Source organism: Halomonas halocynthiae DSM 14573, from assembly GCF_000425725.1.
Lineage (GTDB): Bacteria > Pseudomonadota > Gammaproteobacteria > Pseudomonadales > Halomonadaceae > Halomonas > Halomonas halocynthiae.
Window position 1 is genome coordinate 43,383 of record NZ_AUDZ01000018.1, and the last position, 19,577, is coordinate 62,959.

The following is a 19,577-nucleotide window of genomic DNA, read 5'->3' on the forward strand; positions in this document are numbered from 1 at the left end:
CGGCATATTGTCTCGAGTTGCGTCAAGTCTGGTTGTTTTGCTCATGGCGATGCCGAGTGCCGTAGTGGCGGGCAATGTTGAAAACATCCGACTGTGGGCTGCTCCTGATCATTCTCGGCTGGTATTTGATCTCACATCACCTACCTCGGCTGAGGTGTTTACGCTGGATAATCCCAGCCGATTAGTGATCGATCTGGATAACTCACAAATGCAAGCCGATTTGGATCGGCTGAGCCTAGAAGGTAGCGCAGTGTCTGAGCTGCGCTCAGGGGTGCGGCAGGGTAGCAACTTACGGGTGGTATTAGAGCTGTCTCGGCAGGTCAGTCCTCGGCATTTTATTCTGCCTCCTAATGAGCAATATGGGCATCGCCTGGTGGTTGACCTGGAGTATCCCGGTGAAAATGCGGTGAACGATCCGATTGATCCGATCGAAGCGATGGTTCGTGAGCAGGAGATTGCAGCGGTGCGGGCTCAGGCCGAAGCCAGTATTTCTGGGCGTCAGCCCGCCCCAACGGTTCAAGCCACTAAGGCGGCGAAGCCGCATCCGCGGCGTGACATTATCATCGCGATTGATGCGGGGCATGGTGGTGAAGACCCCGGCGCAATTGGCCCCAGTGGCACACATGAAAAAGATGTTGTGTTGCAGATGGCTAAGCGTCTGCAGCGTTTGGTCGATGGAGCGCCAGGCTTTAAGGCAGTGATGATCCGTGACAGCGATTATTATGTTGGTTTGCGCCAGCGTACCCAGATTGCTCGACAGCAAAAGGCGGACTTCTTTGTATCGATTCATGCTGATGCGTTTGATAGTCCTCGGCCGCATGGCAGCTCGGTATATGCCTTGTCACAACGTGGTGCAACGTCTGAAACGGCGCAGTGGCTGGCCGTGTCGGAAAACCGCTCTGACTTAATCGGCGGCGTGGACGGCAACTTATCGTTGAGTGACAAAGATGAAGTGTTGCGTGGTGTGCTGTTGGATCTGACGATGACGGCCACGCTCAATGACTCTCTGACCATCGGTGGCCAAGTGCTGGAGCGTATGGGGCGGGTGAATGATCTGCATAAGCCGCGAGTAGAACAGGCCGGTTTTGCGGTACTTAAATCGCCGGATATCCCCTCGCTGCTGGTGGAAACGGGCTTTATTTCCAACCCTCAGGAAGAGCGGCGTCTGCGCAATGGTAACTACCAGCAGCGTATGATGGCCGCGGTGTTTAACGGTATTCATGCCCATTTTGAGCGTAATCCTCCGCCTTCCAGCTTGTTGGCTTGGCAGCGTGACCAAGGGCGCACGACGGGCTCGGGTGAGTATCGTATTCAGCCGGGAGATACACTGTCAGAGATTGCGGCTCGTCATTCGGTGTCGGTGACACAAATTCGTCAAGCGAATGAGCTAAGTGGTGATGTCATCCGCGTCGGGCAGGTGTTGCGGATACCGGGTTCTTAAACGAACGCGTCTTAATTCATGTGGAGTGACATGACGAATAGTCAGCCTATACGTACGCTTGATCCACGCTTGGCCAACCAGATTGCTGCGGGCGAAGTGGTAGAGCGGCCTTCTGCGGTAGTCAAAGAGCTGGTCGAGAACGCGATTGATGCCGGCGCAACACGCATTGAGGTTGAGCTTGAGTCGGGAGGTGCGCGCTTGATTAGAGTGCGCGATAACGGCCGAGGCATTGCTCAGCAGGATCTGCCGTTGGCACTGGCACGTCATGCCACTAGCAAGATTGCCTCGCTTGATGACCTTGAAGGCGTGGCAAGCCTGGGGTTTCGTGGCGAGGCACTGGCGTCGATCAGTTCGGTGTCACGTCTAGAGTTGATTTCTAATGCCAGCGATGACCCGGCTCAAGGTTGGCGTGTGGTGGTTGAGGGCCGGCAAATGGAACCGCGCATTTCACCGTCACCTCATCCGCGTGGTACGTCGGTGTTAGTGCGTGACTTGTTCTTCAACACGCCCGCGCGACGTAAATTTCTGCGTACAGAAAAAACCGAATATGGCCACGTGGAAGAAGCCTTTCGCCGCCAAGCACTCTCGCGGCCAGACATCGGCTGGGTGTTGCGCCATAACCAGAAGGTTGTTCATCAGTTGCGTGCGGGAGATGACCAGTTAAGCCATGAGCAACGCCTACAGGCATTGCTGGGTAAAAATTTCCTGGAAAATGCCCTGCATTTAGATTTAGACGGTGGAGGGCTGCGGCTATGGGGGTGGGTCGGTTTGCCTACGCACTCACGTGCCCAGGCTGACCAGCAGTACTTCTTCGTTAATGGCCGCGTGGTGCGTGATCGCTTAGTCGCTCATGCCATTCGTCAAGCGTATCGTGACGTGTTATTTGGTGGCCGTCATCCCGTCTTTGTTTTGCATTTAGCGGTCGATCCGCTGGTGGTGGATGTCAACGTTCATCCTACCAAGCATGAAGTGCGTTTTCGTGATGGCCGCCTAGTGCATGATTTTCTGTTTTCCAGCCTGCACCGAGCATTGGCGCAGGCGCGCCCTGGCGACCCGCACGGTGAGCAACAGGCTGCGCCGTGTGATGACGCTCAACCTAACGCTGATGAGCACAGTCAAACGCTGGTGCTTGAGCGAGGCGTGGCTGGTCAAGGTGTGGGCGAGCAGGCGGTTGGTATGAACTGGCAACAGCAGGCGATGGCGCTGCGTCAGCGTGAAGAACCGTCAGCGCAAGGCGAGCGCACAACGCCTGATCGCGTGCGTGCATTTATGGATGGCTATCGACAGCTGCATCCTGACCATGAGGCAAGCTTATTGACCCCTCAGCCGTCGACGTCAGGCGTGGGCGGTGCAGCGGCAGACGTGGTGCGGGCTGAGCGAGATGCATCAACGGCCTCACCCTCTTCGCTGCCTGAGGATGATGCAACCCGAGCGCCGCCTCTGGGTTATGCCATCGCTCAGTTGCATGGCGTGTTCATTCTGGCACAGAGCGAGCGTGGCTTGGTGGTGGTAGACATGCATGCCGCTCATGAGCGTATTGTTTATGAGCGTATGAAGGCGCAGGTTCATAGCGGTGAACTTGATGCTCAGCCGCTGTTGGTGCCGGTTTCTATGGCGGCCAGCGCCGCACAAGTCGCGACTGCGGAGGCTGAGCGTGAAGCATTTTCGCGACTGGGTGTTGAAATTGATGTGGCTGGCCCCGAAACACTGTTAATCAGGCAACTGCCCGTGCTGTTGGCAGAGGCGGATGTGGAGCCGCTGATTCGTGACATGTTGAGTGACCTGGAGCGTTATGGGCGCTCGGACCGACTTGAAGCACACATCAATACGCTGCTTGGCAACATGGCTTGTCATGGCAGTGTGCGCGCCAATCGTCGGCTCAGCATTGGTGAAATGAATGCTCTGTTGCGTGATATGGAGCGTACCGAGCGCAGCGGACAATGTAACCACGGCCGACCGACATGGGCTGAAATGAGTATGAAAGAATTAGACCGGTTGTTCTTGCGCGGGCAGTAGTCGAGCAGGACGGAACGAATCAGTAATTAACGACTTATGGCGTGCCAATGAATGACACTCGCCCCACGGCGATCTTTTTAATGGGCCCGACGGCGGCGGGGAAAACGGATCTGGCGATCACTCTGCACGACGAGGTGGGCGCCGAGTTGATCAGTGTAGACTCCACCATGGTCTACCGCGGCTTGGATGTGGGCAGCGCCAAGCCCAGTGCCGAGGAGCTGGCGCGAGCGCCTCATCGGCTGATTGATATCCGCGATCCAGCTGATCCGTACTCGGCTGCCGAGTTTCGGCACGATGCGCGCCACCAGATGCGTATGATTTGCGACGCAGGCAGTGTGCCGCTGTTGGTTGGTGGAACCATGCTGTATTTCAATCGACTGCAGCAGGGGGTGGCCAACTTGCCAGAGGCCCAGCCGCAGCTACGTGCCGAGCTTAATGCTCAGGCAGAGCAATATGGTTTAGCGGCGTTGCATGACGAGCTTTCACGTGTGGACCCTGTTTCCGCCAAGCGTATTCATCCGAATGACCCTCAGCGGCTGATGCGGGCATTGGAGGTTTTTCGGCACAGCGGGCGTACGCTGACCGAGTTGTGGCAGCAGCAGCAAACCGAACCATTTCCTTGGCGGGTATTGCCTATTGGGCTTGCCCCAGCTGACCGTGGGTTGTTGCATGAGCGGATTGCCCAGCGCTTTGACAGCATGCTAGAAGCGGGGCTGCTGGAGGAAGTGGCTGCGCTGAAACGTCGCGATGATCTGCACCCCTACTTGCCGGCGATGAAGAGTGTCGGTTATCGACAGGCATGGCAGTACCTAGACGGCAAGATCGATAAGCAAAGGTTTCGTCAGGATGCGCTGACGGCTACGCGTCAGTTGGCTAAACGTCAGCTAACCTGGATGCGAAGCTGGCCAGACTTAACCTGGATTGACCCGACCCAGGCCAATGTTCGCCAGCAGGTGGCGAAACTTGTGCGAAAACACAGTAGTTAGCGTAAAATGCTGAATTTGATGCAGCATGTGAGCAGCCTTGGTATAGATAGGCATGCTGCGCTAGGTCAGTATTGATATTATGAATCAACATATATCCAACAACCCAGAGACTCTCAGGGAGAGAACAATGTCAAAAGGGCAGTCACTTCAAGACCCTTACCTGAACATTTTGCGCAAAGAGCGCATTCCGGTATCCATTTTCTTGGTCAACGGCATTAAGCTTCAGGGCCAGATCGAGTCATTTGACCAGTTTGTTATTCTTCTGCGTAATACGGTTAGCCAGATGGTGTATAAGCACGCCATCTCTACCGTGGTGCCGTCGCGCAATGTGCGCCTCCCGGCTCCAGACGTGTCAGAACAGGACGGCCTTGCGTGAGGTATTGATTGTTTTTTGAGCGACCCGACGCCGGGGAAACGGCAATTCTCGTCCATATCGACTTTCAAGACGAGAATGAGCGTGAAGACTCTCAGGAGTTTCTTGAGCTAGTTCGTTCGGCAGGTGCCGAGCCAGCGACGCTATTAACTGGAAGCCGGCACCGTCCGGATTCGCGCTTTTTTATTGGTACTGGCAAGCTTGAAGAGCTGCGTGAGGCACTTCAGGTGCATGGTGCTGAGCTGGTGATTTTCAACCATGCCCTGAGCCCTTCTCAAGAACGAAATGTGGAGAAGACGCTCAAGTGCCGTGTGCTTGATCGTACTGGGCTGATTCTGGATATTTTTGCCCAGCGAGCGCGCACTCATGAGGGTAAGTTGCAGGTTGAGCTAGCCCAGCTGGAATATATGTCAACACGGTTGATTCGTGGTTGGACTCACTTGGAGCGCCAGGCCGGGGGTATTGGCTTGCGTGGGCCGGGTGAAACCCAGCTGGAAACAGACCGTCGTTTATTACGCGCTCGTATTAAGGCGATCCATAAACGCCTGGATAAGGTGCGCCGTCAGCGTGATCAGAATCGGCGCGCGCGTGAGCGGGCTGAAATACCAGGGGTGTCTCTGGTGGGGTATACCAATGCGGGCAAGTCGACGCTGTTTAATGCCGTCACGAATTCCGAAGTGTATGCCGCTGATCAGTTGTTTGCGACCCTTGACCCGACCCTTAGGCGGTTGGAGCTGGATGATGTGGGCGCCGTGGTGCTGGCGGATACGGTAGGGTTTATTCGTCATTTACCGCATAAGCTAGTTGAGGCGTTCCGTGCCACCCTGCAGGAGGCGGCAGAGTCCAGTTTGTTGGTGCATGTTATTGATGCTGCTGATCCTGACCGAGACCTTAATATCGAGCAGGTTGAGCAGGTGCTGGCAGAAATTGGTGCTGACAGCGTGCCTGTACTTCAAGTGATGAACAAAATCGACTTGTTGGATAGTGCGCCGCGCATTGAGCGTGATGATGAAGGAATGCCGACGGCCGTTTGGTTGTCAGCCCAGGATGGGCGCGGGCTTGATCTTCTCCATGAGGCGCTGACGGATTGCCTGGCGGAAGATATCATCGATATGACGATGACCCTGGCACCTGAGCAAGGGCGGTTACGAGCCGGTTTGCATAGGCTTGGTGCGGTGCGCGAAGAGCATTTTGATGATGAAGGTCGTACCTGTCTTCAGGTACGCTTGCCGCGACGAGAGTTTAACCAGTTGATGGCGAGGCTTGATGAGCGTGCTAGCGATTATCTGCCTGCCTCAATGAGGGGCAGTGAAGACTGGGAAGAATGACGCGTCTGGGCAGCATTTTCGTGACAGTGCTTTTTTGACGGCACTGGTTAAATGGTGTCCTGACCAAAACTCAGGTTGCCAAAGACCATACAGATACATCTAGCGGAGAAGGATTTATGGCCTGGAATGAGCCGGGAGGCGGCAACCAGCACGACCCTTGGGGAAGTGGCGGACGCCGTGGCGATAATGGTGGTGGGGGTAAGAAGGATCAAGGCCCGCCAGACCTGGATGAAGCTCTGAAGAAGTTTCAGGACAAGCTCAACGGTATGTTGGGCGGTCGTAAAAAAAATAATGGCAACAAGAATGGCGGCGGTGGTAACAAAGGCGGTGGCGGCAAGTTGTCGCGCAGCCCCTTTACGTTGCCTGGCTTGCTGGTTGTTGTTGCGCTGGCTTTTTGGGGAGCCTCAGGCTTCTACTTAGTTGATCAGGCAGAGCGCGGTGTGGTGCTGCGTTTCGGTGAGTTCCAGGAAATTGTTACGCCGGGGTTGCATTGGAATCCGCCGCTGATTGACGAAGTCCGCATGGTTAACGTGACTCGTGTGCGCTCGCTACAGCAAACACAGACAATGCTGACCCAGGATGAAAATATTGTATCGGTAGAAATCTCTGCTCAGTATCAGGTGGCCAGTCCTAAAGACTTTCTGCTGAATGTGCGTGACCCAGCCTTGTCGATGGAAAACGCATTGGACTCGGCGTTGCGTCATGTGGTGGGTGGAACGGATATGATTGATATCCTGACCTCTGGCCGTGAGATTCTGGGCAGTGCTGTTTTCAGTCGTTTGCAGTCTTATCTTGATAGTTATGGTGCGGGTATTCGTTTGCAAACGATCAACGTTGAATCGACATCACCGCCAGATGCGGTACGTGATGCGTTTGACGACGTTATTCGTGCCCGTGAAGATCGTCAGCGTACGATCAACCAAGCGATGGCTTATGCCAATGCCATTATTCCTAAAGCTCAAGGTCAAGCGCAGCGTTTGATTGAGCAGGGGCAAGGGTATCGTGAGTCGGTGGTTGCAGAGTCGCGTGGTCAGGCGAATCGCTTTAGTGCGCTATTAGCCGAGTATGAGCTGGCCCCTGAAATTCTGCGTCAGCGCCTGTATCTCGATACGTTGACAGAAGTGTATGGCAATAATGCCAAAATGCTGATTGATGTGAGCGAGCAAAGCCCGTTGATGGTGTTGCCGTTGGAGCGTTTGACATCCTCGCTGGGTGGCAGCAGTTCTAGCGATGGCAGCAGTCCATCCCGTCAGGTTGAACTGCCAGTGGATGTGAATAGCGACAGCCGCTCTTCCAGCAGCGGTAACAGCTCGAGCAGCAATAGCAACAGTGCTACCACCAGCGGTATTCGCCGGGAGGGTCGTTAACGATGATCAATAACCGTTCTTTACTGATTGTCGGCGGCCTTGCTGCAATAGCCTGGTTGGCCAGTAACTCACTGTATGTTGTCGATGCGACTGAGCGTGCGGTTAAGCTGCGTTTCGGTGAGATTATCGAAGAAGATATTCAGCCCGGATTGCATGCCAAAGTGCCCATTACTCAAACGATTCGTAAGTTTGATACGCGGGTACTGACGCTGGATACTCAGGCTAGCCGTTATCTGACTCTGGAGCAGAAAGCGGTAGTGGTCGACTCTTATGTTCAGTGGCAGGTTATCAATCCGACCCGCTATTACGAGGCGACTGCAGGCGATGAGTTGCAGGCAGTGCGTTTGATTGAACCGCGAGTTGATGAAAGCCTGCGTAATGAGTTTGGCCGGTTGAATCTGCAGCAAATTATTTCTGAGCGCCGCGACGACCTGATGAGTGGGCCGACTCAGGAGCTCAACCGACTGATGCGCGAAGAGCTAGGCGTAGCAATTCGAGACATTCGTGTTAAGCGGATCGACCTGCCCGAAGATGTATCTAGTGCAGTGTATGATCGTATGCGCTCTGAGCGTGAGCGTGAAGCTCGCGAATGGCGTGCTCAGGGGCAGGAAGAATCCGAGCGTATTCAGGCTAATGCGGACCGTCGTCGCCAAGTGTTGCTAGCACAGGCGTCGGAACGTTCTGAAACCCTGCGTGGTGAGGGTGACGCTGAGGCCGCAAGCATTTATGCTCAAGCCTATGGCCAGAATGAAGAGTTCTATACTTTCTGGCGTAGCATGGAAGCATATCGTCAAAGCTTCGGCGGCGAGAATGATTTGCTGGTGCTGGACCCGTCCAGCGACTTCTTCCAGTTCTTGAAGCAGCCGCTTGGTCGCGAGTAAACGTTAGACGTAAACGGCTTCCGGATCTTATGCTCAGTCGTGGGTCCGGAAGCTTCAACGCTTAGTCAGATATGATAGACTTGGCGTGAAACATACCGGGCGCGCCCGGTTTTTTTGTGGCCACCTCTGTGACCTCGACGGCGTGTCCGTGCCTGCCGCTATGTCACAACAGGCGTTGTGTCACAGGCCATTCATTTGTTTTGCAGGAAAAACCACATGACCATCGCTGACCGCTGGTTGCTGCCCGACGGCATCGACGAAGTGCTGCCGCCTCAGGCTGGACGCATGGAGAAGCTACGGCGCAACTTGCTTGATCTGTATGACCGCTGGGGTTATGACCAAGTCATGCCGCCATCGGTGGAGTTTCTTGACTCCTTGCTGACAGGCCCCGGTAGTGAGCTGGATCTGCAGACCATCAAACTGACCGATCAGCTGACGGGTCGAATGATGGGTGCCAGTGCTGATGTAACGCCTCAGGTGGCGCGCATGGATGCACATTCGCTCAAGCGCCAGGGGCCTGCGCGGTTGTGTTATTGCACCAATGTGCTACGTGCCAAGCCGGACCATCCCCAGGGTAGCCGTAGCCCGGTTCAGGTGGGCCTTGAGCTGTTCGGTCATGCCGGCATTGATGCTGACCTGGAAATACTGCGTTTGGCGCTCGCCAGTCTTACTGCTGCCGGGGCGAGTGAGGTTCATTTAGCCATTGGTCATATCGGAATTTATCGTAGCCTGGTAGAAAGTGCTGAATTGAATGCAGACGATGAGCAGGCAATTTTCAGTGCGCTGCGTCTCAAGTCACCCGGCGAGCTGGCTAGTCAGGTCGAGGCGGCGGTAGCAGACCCAGAGCTTGCCGCAATGTTTTGTGCGTTAGGTGAGCTTAACGGTGGCCCAGACGTCCTGGAGCAAGCTCGAGAGGCGTTCTCTGAAGCGCCTCAGGCTGTAGGTGCCGCGCTGGATCAGCTGCAAGCATTGAGCCGTGGTGTCAGCGCTGAGTTTCCTGAGGTGGCTCTGTTCTTTGATATGGCAGAGCTGCGTGGCTTCAAATATCACACAGGCATGATGTTTGCGGCTTATGTACCGGGCTACGGTCAAGCGCTGGTCAAAGGTGGGCGCTATGACGATACAGGGCGTGCCTTTGGGCGTGCGCGTCCGGCCACTGGGTTCTCTATGGACCTCAAGCATCTGGCAGGACTGTCCAGCGACGTGCAGGTCAGTCAGGCTATTTGGGCACCGGCTAGCGGTGATGGCTTGGCTGAGGCGGTCAGCCGTTTACGTGGGCAGGGCGAGCGAGTCGTTCAGGCGTTACCTGGGCAGCGCACTGGGCCTGCTGAACATGGTTGCCTTCGTCAGCTAGAAATGGCTGATGGTGGCTGGAAGGTGGTGGCTTTTACGCCAGCCGCTGATCAGACCTAAGCGTCTGACCACAAAATCTGACGCGCCGGCCACAGCCGGGCGCTGCAATGAGAGATGAGAGCAATGGGCAAGAATGTAGTGGTACTGGGTACCCAGTGGGGTGACGAAGGCAAGGGCAAGGTCGTTGATCTGTTGACTGAGTCTGCCGATACCGTCGTGCGCTTTCAGGGTGGCCATAATGCCGGCCATACGCTGGTGATCGACGGCGAAAAAACCGTATTACACCTGATTCCTTCGGGCATTTTATGGCCAGGAAAAACCTGCGTTATTGGTAACGGGGTGGTTCTGTCGCCAGAAGCGCTGCTTGACGAAATCCATAAGCTTGAAGCCAAGGGGGTGCAGGTGCGTGAGCGCTTGCGCCTATCGCCTGCCTGCACATTGATTCTTCCTTACCATGCCTACTTGGATCAGGCGCGTGAGAAAGATCGTGGTGAGGCAAAAATTGGCACGACTGGGCGTGGCATTGGCCCGGCTTATGAAGATAAGGTGGCACGCCGTGGCCTGCGGCTTGGCGACATGCTGTGTCCTGAGCGTTTAGAAGCCAAGCTCAAAGAAGTGCTTGAGTACCATAACTTTGTACTTACCCAGTACCACAAGGTTGAGCCCGTAGATTTTCAGCAGGTGCTGGATGACACGCTGCGTATGGCCGATGAGCTGCGCGATCTCGTGTGTGACACTGTGGGCTTGGTGCATGATGTACGCAAGGCGGGCAAGAATATCTTGTTTGAAGGTGCCCAGGGCTCATTGTTAGATATTGATCACGGTACCTATCCTTTTGTTACCAGCTCTAACACCACCGCTGGAGGAACCGCCACGGGCTCGGGTGTGGGACCGTTATATCTTGACTACGTGCTGGGTATTACCAAGGCCTACACCACGAGGGTTGGCGCAGGGCCATTCCCTACCGAGCTGTTTGATGACAACGGTCGTCACCTGGCCGAAAAAGGGCATGAGTTTGGTGCGACTACCGGCCGCGCGCGTCGTTGTGGCTGGTTTGATGTTGTGGTGTTGCGCCATGCCGTTCAGATCAACTCGATTTCTGGTGTCTGCCTGACCAAGCTGGACGTGCTTGATGGCATGGATGCGATTCAGGTTTGCGTTGGCTATCGCTGTAAAGACGGCAAGGTGTTGGAATCGCCCGTCGATGCAGAGGGCTACGCCGATGTTGAGCCGGTGTATCACGAAATGCCCGGTTGGGGCGAGTCGACACTGGGGGCGCGCAGTCTTGATGAGCTACCAGCTAATGCTAGAGCTTATATTGAGTTCCTAGAAGAGCAGATTGGTACGCCAATCGATATCGTATCCACAGGACCTGATCGTAACGAAACTATCGTGCTGCGGAACCCTTTCATAGACTGATGGGGTAAATCGCTGGGTGAAACTAAAACCCCGCCATGAATGAATCATGGCGGGGTTTTTTGATAGCGTCGCTTTTTATTTGCGCCTTACTCGCGACGCACTGGGTGAGGTGTCAGACACTTCTTGGTTCACTCATCAGGCCCTTGATCAGTGAGTAACATCCCACCAAAAGCACCAGAGTAAAGGGCAGACCCGTTGACACGGACGCCGCTTGAAGTGCGGTCAGCCCGCCGCCAATCAGCAGAGCAATAGCGATGCCGCCCTCAATCAGTGCCCAAAAGACTCGTTGAGGCTTGGGAGCGTCGACCTTGCCACCTGCGGTGATGGAGTCGATGACTAGCGAGCCGGAGTCAGATGATGTGATGAAAAACACCATGACCAGAATGATGCCCACAAAGGAAGTGATGGCAGTCAAGGGAAGTTCACCCAACATGGCGAACAGTTTCAGGTCTAGAGCTGCTTCTTTGGCACCCAGGAAGCCGTCGTTGATTACCTGGTCGATAGCTGTGCCACCAAAGGCGGTCATCCACAAGACAGAGACCAGTGTTGGCACCAGCAATACAGCAATCAGGAACTCGCGCACGCTACGACCGCGGCTGACACGGGCGATAAACATGCCGACAAAGGGTGACCAGGAAATCCACCAGGCCCAGTAAAAGGCTGTCCAGCCTTGCACAAAGTTGGCATCTTCACGTCCAAATGGATTGGACAACGCCGGTAGGTGCGTTACGTAGCTGCCTAGATTTGAGAAAAAGCCCGTTGCAATTGCCAGTGTTGGGCCGACGGCAATCACAAAGAAAAGCAACAGAAACGCCAGCGCCATATTCACCTGGGAAAGCCGCTGAACACCTTTGTCGACACCGGCAACAACAGAAAGCAACGCCACAAGAGTAATGCCTAATATCAGCAGTACCATGGTGGTATTGGTGTTGGGAATGCCAAACAGCTCATTCAAGCCGGATGCTGCTTGAGTTGCGCCTAGTCCTAGCGAAGTCGCCAAACCAAATAGTGTGGCAAAGACCGCAAGTACGTCGATGACGTGCCCAGGCCAGCCCCAGATACGCTCACCTAATACAGGGTAAAAGATCGAGCGCATGGTCAGTGGCAGGCCTTTGTTGAAGGCAAAAATAGCCAATGATAGCCCGACGATGGCGTAGGCACCCCAAGGGTGTAAGCCCCAGTGGAATATGGTGGCGGCCATGCCTAGTGCCTGGGCACCTTGCGTATTACCTTCTGCCCCGCCTAGCGGTGCCCAGTCGGTGCGTATCCCATCCTCGCCAACGCTAACGCCACCCATCGCTGCATCAAAGTGCGACATAGGCTCGGCGACGCCGTAGAACATCAAGCCAATGCCCATGCCTGCGGCAAATAGCATGGCAAACCAGCCGGTGTAGCTGAAATCTGGTGTCGCCTCTGCGCCACCAATACGCACTTTTCCCAGCGGTGATAAAACGATGCCCAGCGCGACCAGAACAAAAATGTTGCCGCCGAACAAGAATACCCAGCTGAGATTACCGGTGAGGTAGTTGAATACACTGTTGAACAGTGGCTCGACTTCGGACTGTAGTGCCAGTGTTAGAATCACAAACAGCAGAACGATCAGCGATGAGACGCTGAAAACTACGCTGTGCAGGTCAACCGGTACCCCAAACTTACTGGTGGAAATGTTGTCCTGGCCGATGACGTAATCGGTGTCGATTAGATTGGCTGCCCCCTCTGGGGCGGGAATGCCTTCAGAGCTTTCGTCTGGGGGCGCGGGTTTATTATTGTGCGGATTGGTAGTCACAATCTCTTCTCCCTGTTGATGAAAAACAAGCTGGAAATTCCTTGTATTCCGTTGCTGTTTGGCGACCTTGCAGCCATTGGGCTGTGTATGACGACTTAAGCAAGCTGAGGTGTGAAGGTCAATGAGTTGCAAGACCTTTTTGCAGGCCGCTGCTCCGTAACGAAGCATATCGGTTGAAGGTGGCTAGGATGCCGATTAGACGCATGAGCCTCTGTATGTACGCAATAGATAATCTATTTTAATCAAAACGCGGGTGATTTATAACCACCTGTTGGCAAAAAGAGATAGCTGCTGAATGATATCTGCTTTTACTCAGCATTACGGATGCCCGTCACATTTGAATCCTGATAAGGTTCCCTGCATATTTTGTTGCGCCTAGCGGCACTCCTTTTCCTGCTTTTAGGTTTTACTCTTTAGAGGAAGTCAGATGGCAATTGTTGTTGTTCTTCACGGCCTGTTGGTATTTATCTTCACGTTACGCATCCTGATTCGTAATGATTTGTCTCCCCCTGCGCGTCTGGCATGGTTCATCATTCTCAACGTTATGCCATATTTTGGTGTGGCGGTATATTTTCTGTTTGGTGAGATTGATATCGGCAAGCGCTCGCAGAAGCGTCACGATGAGATTTTTGATGAAATTTCAGGTAGTGCGTCAGACTTTATGGGGGAGAAGGGGGCAGCGAACCGGTTGGTTGAGCCGGTATATCGACAAGCATTTTTGTACGCTTCTTCAATCAATGGTTTTCATACCGTGGCTGGAAACACTGCTGAGCTGATGGCCGATGCCAATACTAGCGTTCAGCGTATTATTGAAGATATCGACGAGGCCACTGAGCATGTACATGTGCTCTATTATATTTGGCTGGATGATACAACGGGCAAAGCGCTGGCTGAAGCGTTAATCCGGGCCTCTCACCGAGGGGTGACTTGCCGTGCCATGGCCGATGGTCTTGGGTCACGCGCTTTGCTCAAATCGGCACTTTGGCGTCGTATGAAAGAGGCTGGTGTGCAGTTGGCGGTAGCTTTGCCACTGAAGCGGCCGATTAAGGTGATGCTGACCAGCCGGTTTGATTTACGCAATCACCGCAAGATTACCGTCATTGATGGGCGCATTACTTACTGCGGTAGCCGTAACTCGGCTGATCCTGAGTTTTTGCCCAAGGCCAAGTTTGCGCCTTGGGTCGATATTATGATGCGTTTTACTGGGCCGGTGGTGGCCCAGAACCAGCTATTGTTTGCCAGTGACTGGATGCAGGCTACGGGTGAGAGCCTAGCGGGTTTTACGTTAGTGCTTGAGCCTGAGGCGGGTGGCTTTCCTGCTCAGGTGATGGGTGTTGGTCCCACAGAGCGGCGTGCTGCTACGCCGCAGTTGTTTTCTAACCTGATTGCCAGTGCTCAGCACGAGCTGATTCTGTCTACACCGTATTTTGTGCCCGACGCGACTGTTCTGGAAGCGCTGTGTGCTGCTGCGCATCGTGGTGTTACGGTGACTCTGATCTACCCACGCAAGAATGACAGCTGGATCGTCGCTGCGGTCAGCCACAGCTATTACCATCGCCTATTGGGAGCCGGCTGCTTTATTCATGAATACAGAGACGGTTTGCTACATGCCAAGACCCTGACTATTGATGGCAAAGTTACCCTGATTGGCTCTACTAACCTAGATTTGCGTAGCTTTGATCTGAACTATGAGAATAATATCCTGTTGTATGATGAGGCCACGACACAGGCGGTTGTCTCGCGTCAGCAAGAATACCTTGACTGTTCCGATGCTGTAGCACTGCCTGACGTGCTGGCTTGGCCGCACTATCGCAATATCTGGAACAATGTGATCGCAACCATTGGCCCGGTGTTATAGGGGTGGTTTGATTCAATTTGGCTCGGTGTCAGGCTTAATCAAGCGACCTCCGGGGTAGTGGCAGGCAGTTGGACACGTTTATTTTTTGGAGCACCAGGAGAGACCATGAGTCAATTTTTCCAAATTCATTCGGAAACCCCCCAGAAACGCCTGATTGACCAGGCAATCCAAATCATTAATAAAGGGGGAGTTATTGCCTACCCGACTGACTCTGGCTATGCCTTGGGTTGTCGGCTGGGTGAGAAAAAGGCAGTTGATCGTATTAAGCGACTGCGCTCATTGGATGATAAGCACAATTTCACCCTGGTATGCTCAGACCTGTCAGAGATTGGCACCTATGCCAAGTTAGAAAATACGGTATTCCGGCTACTGAAAGCCCATACGCCTGGGGCGTATACGTTCATTCTGCACGCTACCAATGAAGTACCACGGTTGCTGCTGCATCCTAAGCGGCGTTCCATTGGGGTGCGCGTACCTGATCATGCCATTACTCGCGCCTTGCTGGATGCACTGGGTGAGCCCTTGATGAGTGTAACGCTGATTCCTGAGGGGGACAGTCAGCCGATGACAGATGCTGAAGAGATTCGTGAGCGTTTCAGCTCCCAGCTGGACTTAATTATTGATGGCGGTGCTTGTCACTTGGAACCGACAAGTGTGATCGACCTGCGCGATGTGCCGCCGGTCATTATGCGTGAGGGGCGCGGAGACGTGTCGCCGTTTGTTGATTGAGTTAGCCGTGGCCCGGTGAGCAGCACCGGGCTATCTCTGCCTGGCCCTAGGATCATTGCTTATCTGAGGGGGTGTCAGCGTGTGAAGCAGATGCTGGGTCAGGATCAGCGCTTTTTTCCTTATTCTCTTCTTCGTCTTTTTCTGGTTCCTCCTTGTTAGGGTCTGGCGAGTGTTCATCCAGCCAAGTACCGCAGCGCAAGCAATAACGGGCCCGTTTCTCGTGGCGATCATGCCCACAGCCGGGGCAGGCCTCGTCGGAGTACCGGTCGGCGCGAATTGAGCGGATGACTTCGGCAGAAAATATGCCGGTAGGTACGGCGATGATGGAATAGCCGATCAGCATGACGATGACTGATATTGCCTGGCCGAGAGGTGTTACGGGCGTAATGTCGCCAAAGCCTACGGTAGTTAGCGTGACCACCGCCCAGTAAATGGCGCGTGGAATGCTGGTAAACCCTGCCTCTATTGGCTCTATCAGGTACATCAGCGAGGCGAAAATTGTCACGATCATAAACACCGTGAACAGAAACAGCACGATTTGACGACTGCTGCGCTGCATGGCGCTGAGCAGGAGCTGTCCCTCGCCAACAAACTCCATCAATCGTAATACCCGAAAGATGCGCAATGTTCGTAGTAAACGCAGCACCACGAGTGATTGAGCGCCTGGCAGCAGCAGAGCTAACCACGCAGGAAGAATCGCAATCACATCAAGCACCCCATAAAAGCTGCGCAGGTAGCGCGCCGGGCGCTCTAAACAATACAGCCGCAGTGCCAGCTCGATGGTAAATAGGCTGGTAAAGCTCCATTCAGCAAGAGTGAACCAGCTGGCGTACTCGGAGCGGAGCGAGGTTATGCTTTCGAGTATGACCACCAGGACGCTGACAATAATCAGGCCGATCAGGGCGATATCAAAGCCTTTGGCGAGCGGCGTGTCAGACTCAAAGATGATCTGGAAAAGCCTGGTGCGCAAGCCTTGTTTAGCTGGTTTCAGGTGGTATGGATCCACGGCATCATCCTTGATGGGTATGGCAGTTGTGTCGCTGACCTGCTATCTGGCGCACGAGACGCAGTGCAAGCTGGCCGCAGTGTAAGTCCCAGGGCAGTGGGGGCGATGCAGGGTCAATCCTTTCCAGCAACATGCTGGCCGGTTGACGAACGTACTGGTCGGTAGATTCAGCCAGTGTACCCAGCGATTGACGAGCGTGTGCAAGCCAGTGCAGCTGCTCAGTATCATTCAGTGCATCAAGGGCGACAAGAGCGCGCTGCAACGGCGCGCTATGTGGCGGCAATTGCCAGGGGTGGCCACGCAGGAAATTACCGCGCGCGGCTTTACTGGTATCCGAAGGGCGCAGGGGAATGTGTTGTGCCAGCGTGTCGGCTATGTCTAACAGAGCATTGGCGCTGCCACTTTTTAGCTCCAGCTCTAGCTCACAGATAGTGACTCTGTGCGCTGTTGAGCCGGTATGAATCTCGCCCTGGTCAAGAGCGACTTCTATCTGTGACTCGGGCGTGTCTAGCCGCCAAGTGTTTCGTTGAAAGTCAGTGGTGAAAATTGCGCCCAGTTGTGACAGTTGAGATGTGCCAAGGCTTGCCATAACGGGGAGTTCTGCCAGGGCGTTGAGGTTTAGCTCGGGGGCGGCAAGCTGCCACTCCCATTCACCACGCCGCGATAGCCCGCCTTCGCTGTGGCCACGCGTTTTCAGGGTTTGAATATAGCGTTTTCCATCGTGTCTTATGCGCAGGGCTGAGCCATTAGCTTCCAGTATGCCGTCGGGTGTATCGAAATAGGTGTTGCGCAGTTGTTGGCAGACGGCTTCTGTCTTAGCCAGCAGGGAGTGGCTGCTTACCCGTGCAACAGCCTCTTTCGCAAGTGCCAGTTTGAGCTCAATTTCGTCAGCCATTCGGTCGCCTTTGTTGTGCAATGTGAAAGCATTATTATTTTGCATGTCATTTATGGTGATGAATCACTATACTTCCTCGCGTCAATTCCCGATAAGGATGACTTGGAAAATCATGGTGACATCGAACCCTTTCTCGGCGATCTTTGGTCGCTCGCCATTCCAGCCGCTCCTTGAGCACATCGTCAAGGTGGATGACTGTGCGGAACAGTTATTACCCTTTTTTGAGACAACGCTTGCTGGTGACTGGACGCAGGCCGGCATTCATCGTGAAAACATCACGCGTTTAGAGCATGAGGCTGATGATCTTAAAACGGAACTACGCCTCAATTTGCCCAATACCATGTTTCTGCCGGTGTCGCGCTCAGACTTGCTAGATTTGATCAGTGCCCAGGATAAGATCGCGAATAAAGCAAGAGATATCAGCGGTATCATGATGGGGCGAAAAATGCAGGTGCCCGATGCGCTGGCACCCTCCATGCGTGACTATTTACGTACCTCGGTAGCCTGTGTCAACCAGGCGCGCGAAGCGCTGGAAGAGCTGAAAGGGTTACTGGAGTCTGGTTTTGGGCGTGCCGTTTCGGATGTGATCGATAATCTCGTGCGTGAGCTGCATCACTTGGAGCACCAGGTTGATTCGCAGCAGGTAGCTGTTCGCCGTCGACTCTTCGAACTGGAAGCGACGCTTCCGCCAGTTGATGTGATGTTTTTGTATCGCGTCATCGATGGTATCGCTGATCTTTCCGACCGCGCAGAGCGTGTCGGAGATCGTCTACAGGTCATGACAGCCAAGTAAGCGACGCCTGTTTCGTTTTCTACTGTTTTCTATTCGTCAGCAGGGACAGTTACACATGTCGATCATCGCGCAATACGGTGAAGTCTTTATCTGGATGGCTTGTATCTTTGGCTTTTTCATGGCCTGGGGTGTCGGGGCCAATGATGTTGCCAACGCCATGGGAACCTCGGTGGGCTCACGAGCCATCACCATTCGTCAGGCGATTGTTATCGCTGTTATTTTTGAGTTTTTGGGTGCATGGCTGGCAGGAGGGCAGGTTACCGAAACAATTCGCAAGGGCATTATTGATCCCTCGCTGCTTGAGAATGACCCTCAATTGTTAGTTTATGGCATGTTGGCTTCGCTTTTGGCTGCGGGTAGCTGGCTGTTGTTGGCATCAATGCGCGGCTGGCCGGTATCGACCACGCACTCTATTGTTGGCGCGATTGTCGGTTTTGCGTTGGCGGGCCTTGGATTTGAGGCAGTAAACTGGTCGCGTGTTGGTAACATTGCTGCCAGTTGGGTCGTGTCGCCACTAATGGCTGGCTCTATTGCATTTATGTTGTTCAAGTCGGTGCAGCATTTAATCTTTGAAAACCACAACCCTGAGCAGGCAGCCAAGCGTTACGTGCCATTCTATGTGTTGTTGGTGGGCTTTATCATCGCCATGGTGACCCTCACCAAAGGGCTGAAACACATTGGCTTAGACGTCAGTTTTGCAGGGAGCCTGCTTTACTCGCTGTTGTTTGGTATTGCACTGATGTTTCTGGGCATTTGGATGGAGCGCCGTCTGGTGCCAAGCTCACGCAAAACAGATACTTTCGGCTTTGAAGGTGTTGAGCGGGTTTTCGGTGTCCTGATGTTGTTTACGGCGTGTGCCATGGCATTCGCTCATGGTTCTAATGATGTCGCTAATGCTGTAGGGCCGTTAGCGGCAGTCATCAGCGTAGTGTATGACCATGGTAATATTAATGGTGCTGCCACTGTGCCCTGGTGGGTGCTGGTGCTGGGTGGTGGCGGTATTGTGGTTGGCCTGGTGACCTATGGCCGTCGAGTGATTGCTACGGTCGGTACCGGTATTACCGAACTTACGCCCAGCCGTGGTTTTGCCGCAACGCTTGCTGCTGCCACGACAGTCGTGCTGGCTTCCGGCACCGGGCTGCCCATCTCGACAACGCATACGCTGGTCGGTGCAGTGCTTGGGGTTGGCCTGGCTCGTGGCATGGAGGCGCTCAACCTGAGGGTTATCGGTACGATCGTGATGTCCTGGTTGATTACGCTGCCGGCGGGTGGCGGGCTAGCCATCCTGTTTTTCTTCCTGTTCAAGGGTATCTTCGGCTAACAAACCGCATCACGTTGCCAAAGCG

The 19,577-nt window shown here is 54.2% G+C and carries 16 protein-coding genes; 13 read left to right on the forward strand and 3 right to left on the reverse strand.

What is annotated here, in order from left to right:
* The first annotated feature begins 43 nt into the window (after positions 1–43).
* From H616_RS0105415 to H616_RS0105455, 9 genes are all read left to right on the forward strand, one after another.
* The gene (locus H616_RS0105415) at positions 44–1,441 is read left to right on the forward strand and encodes an N-acetylmuramoyl-L-alanine amidase (RefSeq protein ID WP_156906425.1); all 1,398 of its coding nucleotides are present in this window, start codon (positions 44–46) and stop codon (positions 1,439–1,441) included.
* Between the two features lie 30 nt (positions 1,442–1,471).
* Entirely contained in the window at positions 1,472–3,457 is a 1,986-nt protein-coding gene (gene mutL / locus H616_RS0105420; protein ID WP_027966445.1) for a DNA mismatch repair endonuclease MutL, read from the forward strand.
* Between the two features lie 47 nt (positions 3,458–3,504).
* A complete protein-coding gene (gene miaA / locus H616_RS0105425; RefSeq protein WP_027966446.1) occupies positions 3,505–4,443 on the forward strand; it encodes a tRNA (adenosine(37)-N6)-dimethylallyltransferase MiaA in 939 nt (312 codons plus the stop codon).
* Between the two features lie 127 nt (positions 4,444–4,570).
* Positions 4,571–4,819: an RNA chaperone Hfq gene (gene hfq / locus H616_RS0105430; protein WP_027966447.1), complete on the forward strand. Its 249-nt coding sequence runs from the start codon at positions 4,571–4,573 to the stop codon at positions 4,817–4,819.
* Between the two features lie 8 nt (positions 4,820–4,827).
* Positions 4,828–6,144 (forward strand): ribosome rescue GTPase HflX, encoded by a 1,317-nt coding sequence (gene hflX / locus H616_RS0105435; protein WP_027966448.1) that lies wholly within the window; start codon positions 4,828–4,830, stop codon positions 6,142–6,144.
* A gap of 116 nt (positions 6,145–6,260) precedes the next feature.
* The gene (gene hflK, locus H616_RS0105440; protein WP_027966449.1) at positions 6,261–7,511 is read left to right on the forward strand and encodes an FtsH protease activity modulator HflK; all 1,251 of its coding nucleotides are present in this window, start codon (positions 6,261–6,263) and stop codon (positions 7,509–7,511) included.
* A gap of 2 nt (positions 7,512–7,513) precedes the next feature.
* Positions 7,514–8,392 carry a protease modulator HflC gene (gene hflC / locus H616_RS0105445; protein WP_027966450.1) on the forward strand — a complete coding sequence of 293 codons (879 nt, stop codon included), beginning with the start codon at positions 7,514–7,516 and terminating at the stop codon, positions 8,390–8,392.
* Between the two features lie 216 nt (positions 8,393–8,608).
* Complete coding sequence (locus tag H616_RS0105450; protein ID WP_027966451.1) at positions 8,609–9,805, forward strand: ATP phosphoribosyltransferase regulatory subunit; 1,197 nt, start codon at positions 8,609–8,611, stop codon at positions 9,803–9,805.
* A gap of 63 nt (positions 9,806–9,868) precedes the next feature.
* Entirely contained in the window at positions 9,869–11,164 is a 1,296-nt protein-coding gene (locus tag H616_RS0105455; protein ID WP_027966452.1) for an adenylosuccinate synthase, read from the forward strand.
* Between the two features lie 112 nt (positions 11,165–11,276).
* Here H616_RS0105455 and H616_RS0105460 read toward each other — a convergent pair whose 3' ends face one another.
* Positions 11,277–12,950 (reverse strand): BCCT family transporter, encoded by a 1,674-nt coding sequence (locus H616_RS0105460; RefSeq protein WP_027966453.1) that lies wholly within the window; start codon positions 12,948–12,950, stop codon positions 11,277–11,279.
* A gap of 427 nt (positions 12,951–13,377) precedes the next feature.
* Here H616_RS0105460 and cls point away from each other — a divergent pair, with 427 nt between their 5' ends.
* Positions 13,378–14,808, forward strand: a complete 1,431-nt coding sequence (gene cls, locus H616_RS0105465) for a cardiolipin synthase (protein WP_027966454.1) — start codon at positions 13,378–13,380, stop codon at positions 14,806–14,808.
* Between the two features lie 105 nt (positions 14,809–14,913).
* Positions 14,914–15,537, forward strand: a complete 624-nt coding sequence (locus H616_RS0105470; RefSeq protein ID WP_027966455.1) for an L-threonylcarbamoyladenylate synthase — start codon at positions 14,914–14,916, stop codon at positions 15,535–15,537.
* Between the two features lie 52 nt (positions 15,538–15,589).
* Here H616_RS0105470 and H616_RS14275 read toward each other — a convergent pair whose 3' ends face one another.
* Positions 15,590–16,543 (reverse strand): ion transporter, encoded by a 954-nt coding sequence (locus tag H616_RS14275; protein WP_051234023.1) that lies wholly within the window; start codon positions 16,541–16,543, stop codon positions 15,590–15,592.
* A 4-nt stretch (positions 16,544–16,547) separates the two neighbouring features.
* Positions 16,548–17,438: a CYTH domain-containing protein gene (locus tag H616_RS14280; protein ID WP_169516155.1), complete on the reverse strand. Its 891-nt coding sequence runs from the start codon at positions 17,436–17,438 to the stop codon at positions 16,548–16,550.
* Between the two features lie 112 nt (positions 17,439–17,550).
* Between H616_RS14280 and H616_RS0105485 the strand changes: the two genes are divergently transcribed.
* Together H616_RS0105485 and H616_RS0105490 are read left to right on the forward strand one after the other, a co-directional pair.
* Positions 17,551–18,231 carry a TIGR00153 family protein gene (locus tag H616_RS0105485; protein ID WP_027966456.1) on the forward strand — a complete coding sequence of 227 codons (681 nt, stop codon included), beginning with the start codon at positions 17,551–17,553 and terminating at the stop codon, positions 18,229–18,231.
* A 55-nt stretch (positions 18,232–18,286) separates the two neighbouring features.
* On the forward strand, positions 18,287–19,552 hold the full coding sequence (locus tag H616_RS0105490; RefSeq protein WP_027966457.1) for an inorganic phosphate transporter: 1,266 nt from the start codon (positions 18,287–18,289) through the stop codon (positions 19,550–19,552).
* The last annotated feature ends 25 nt before the right edge of the window (positions 19,553–19,577 follow it).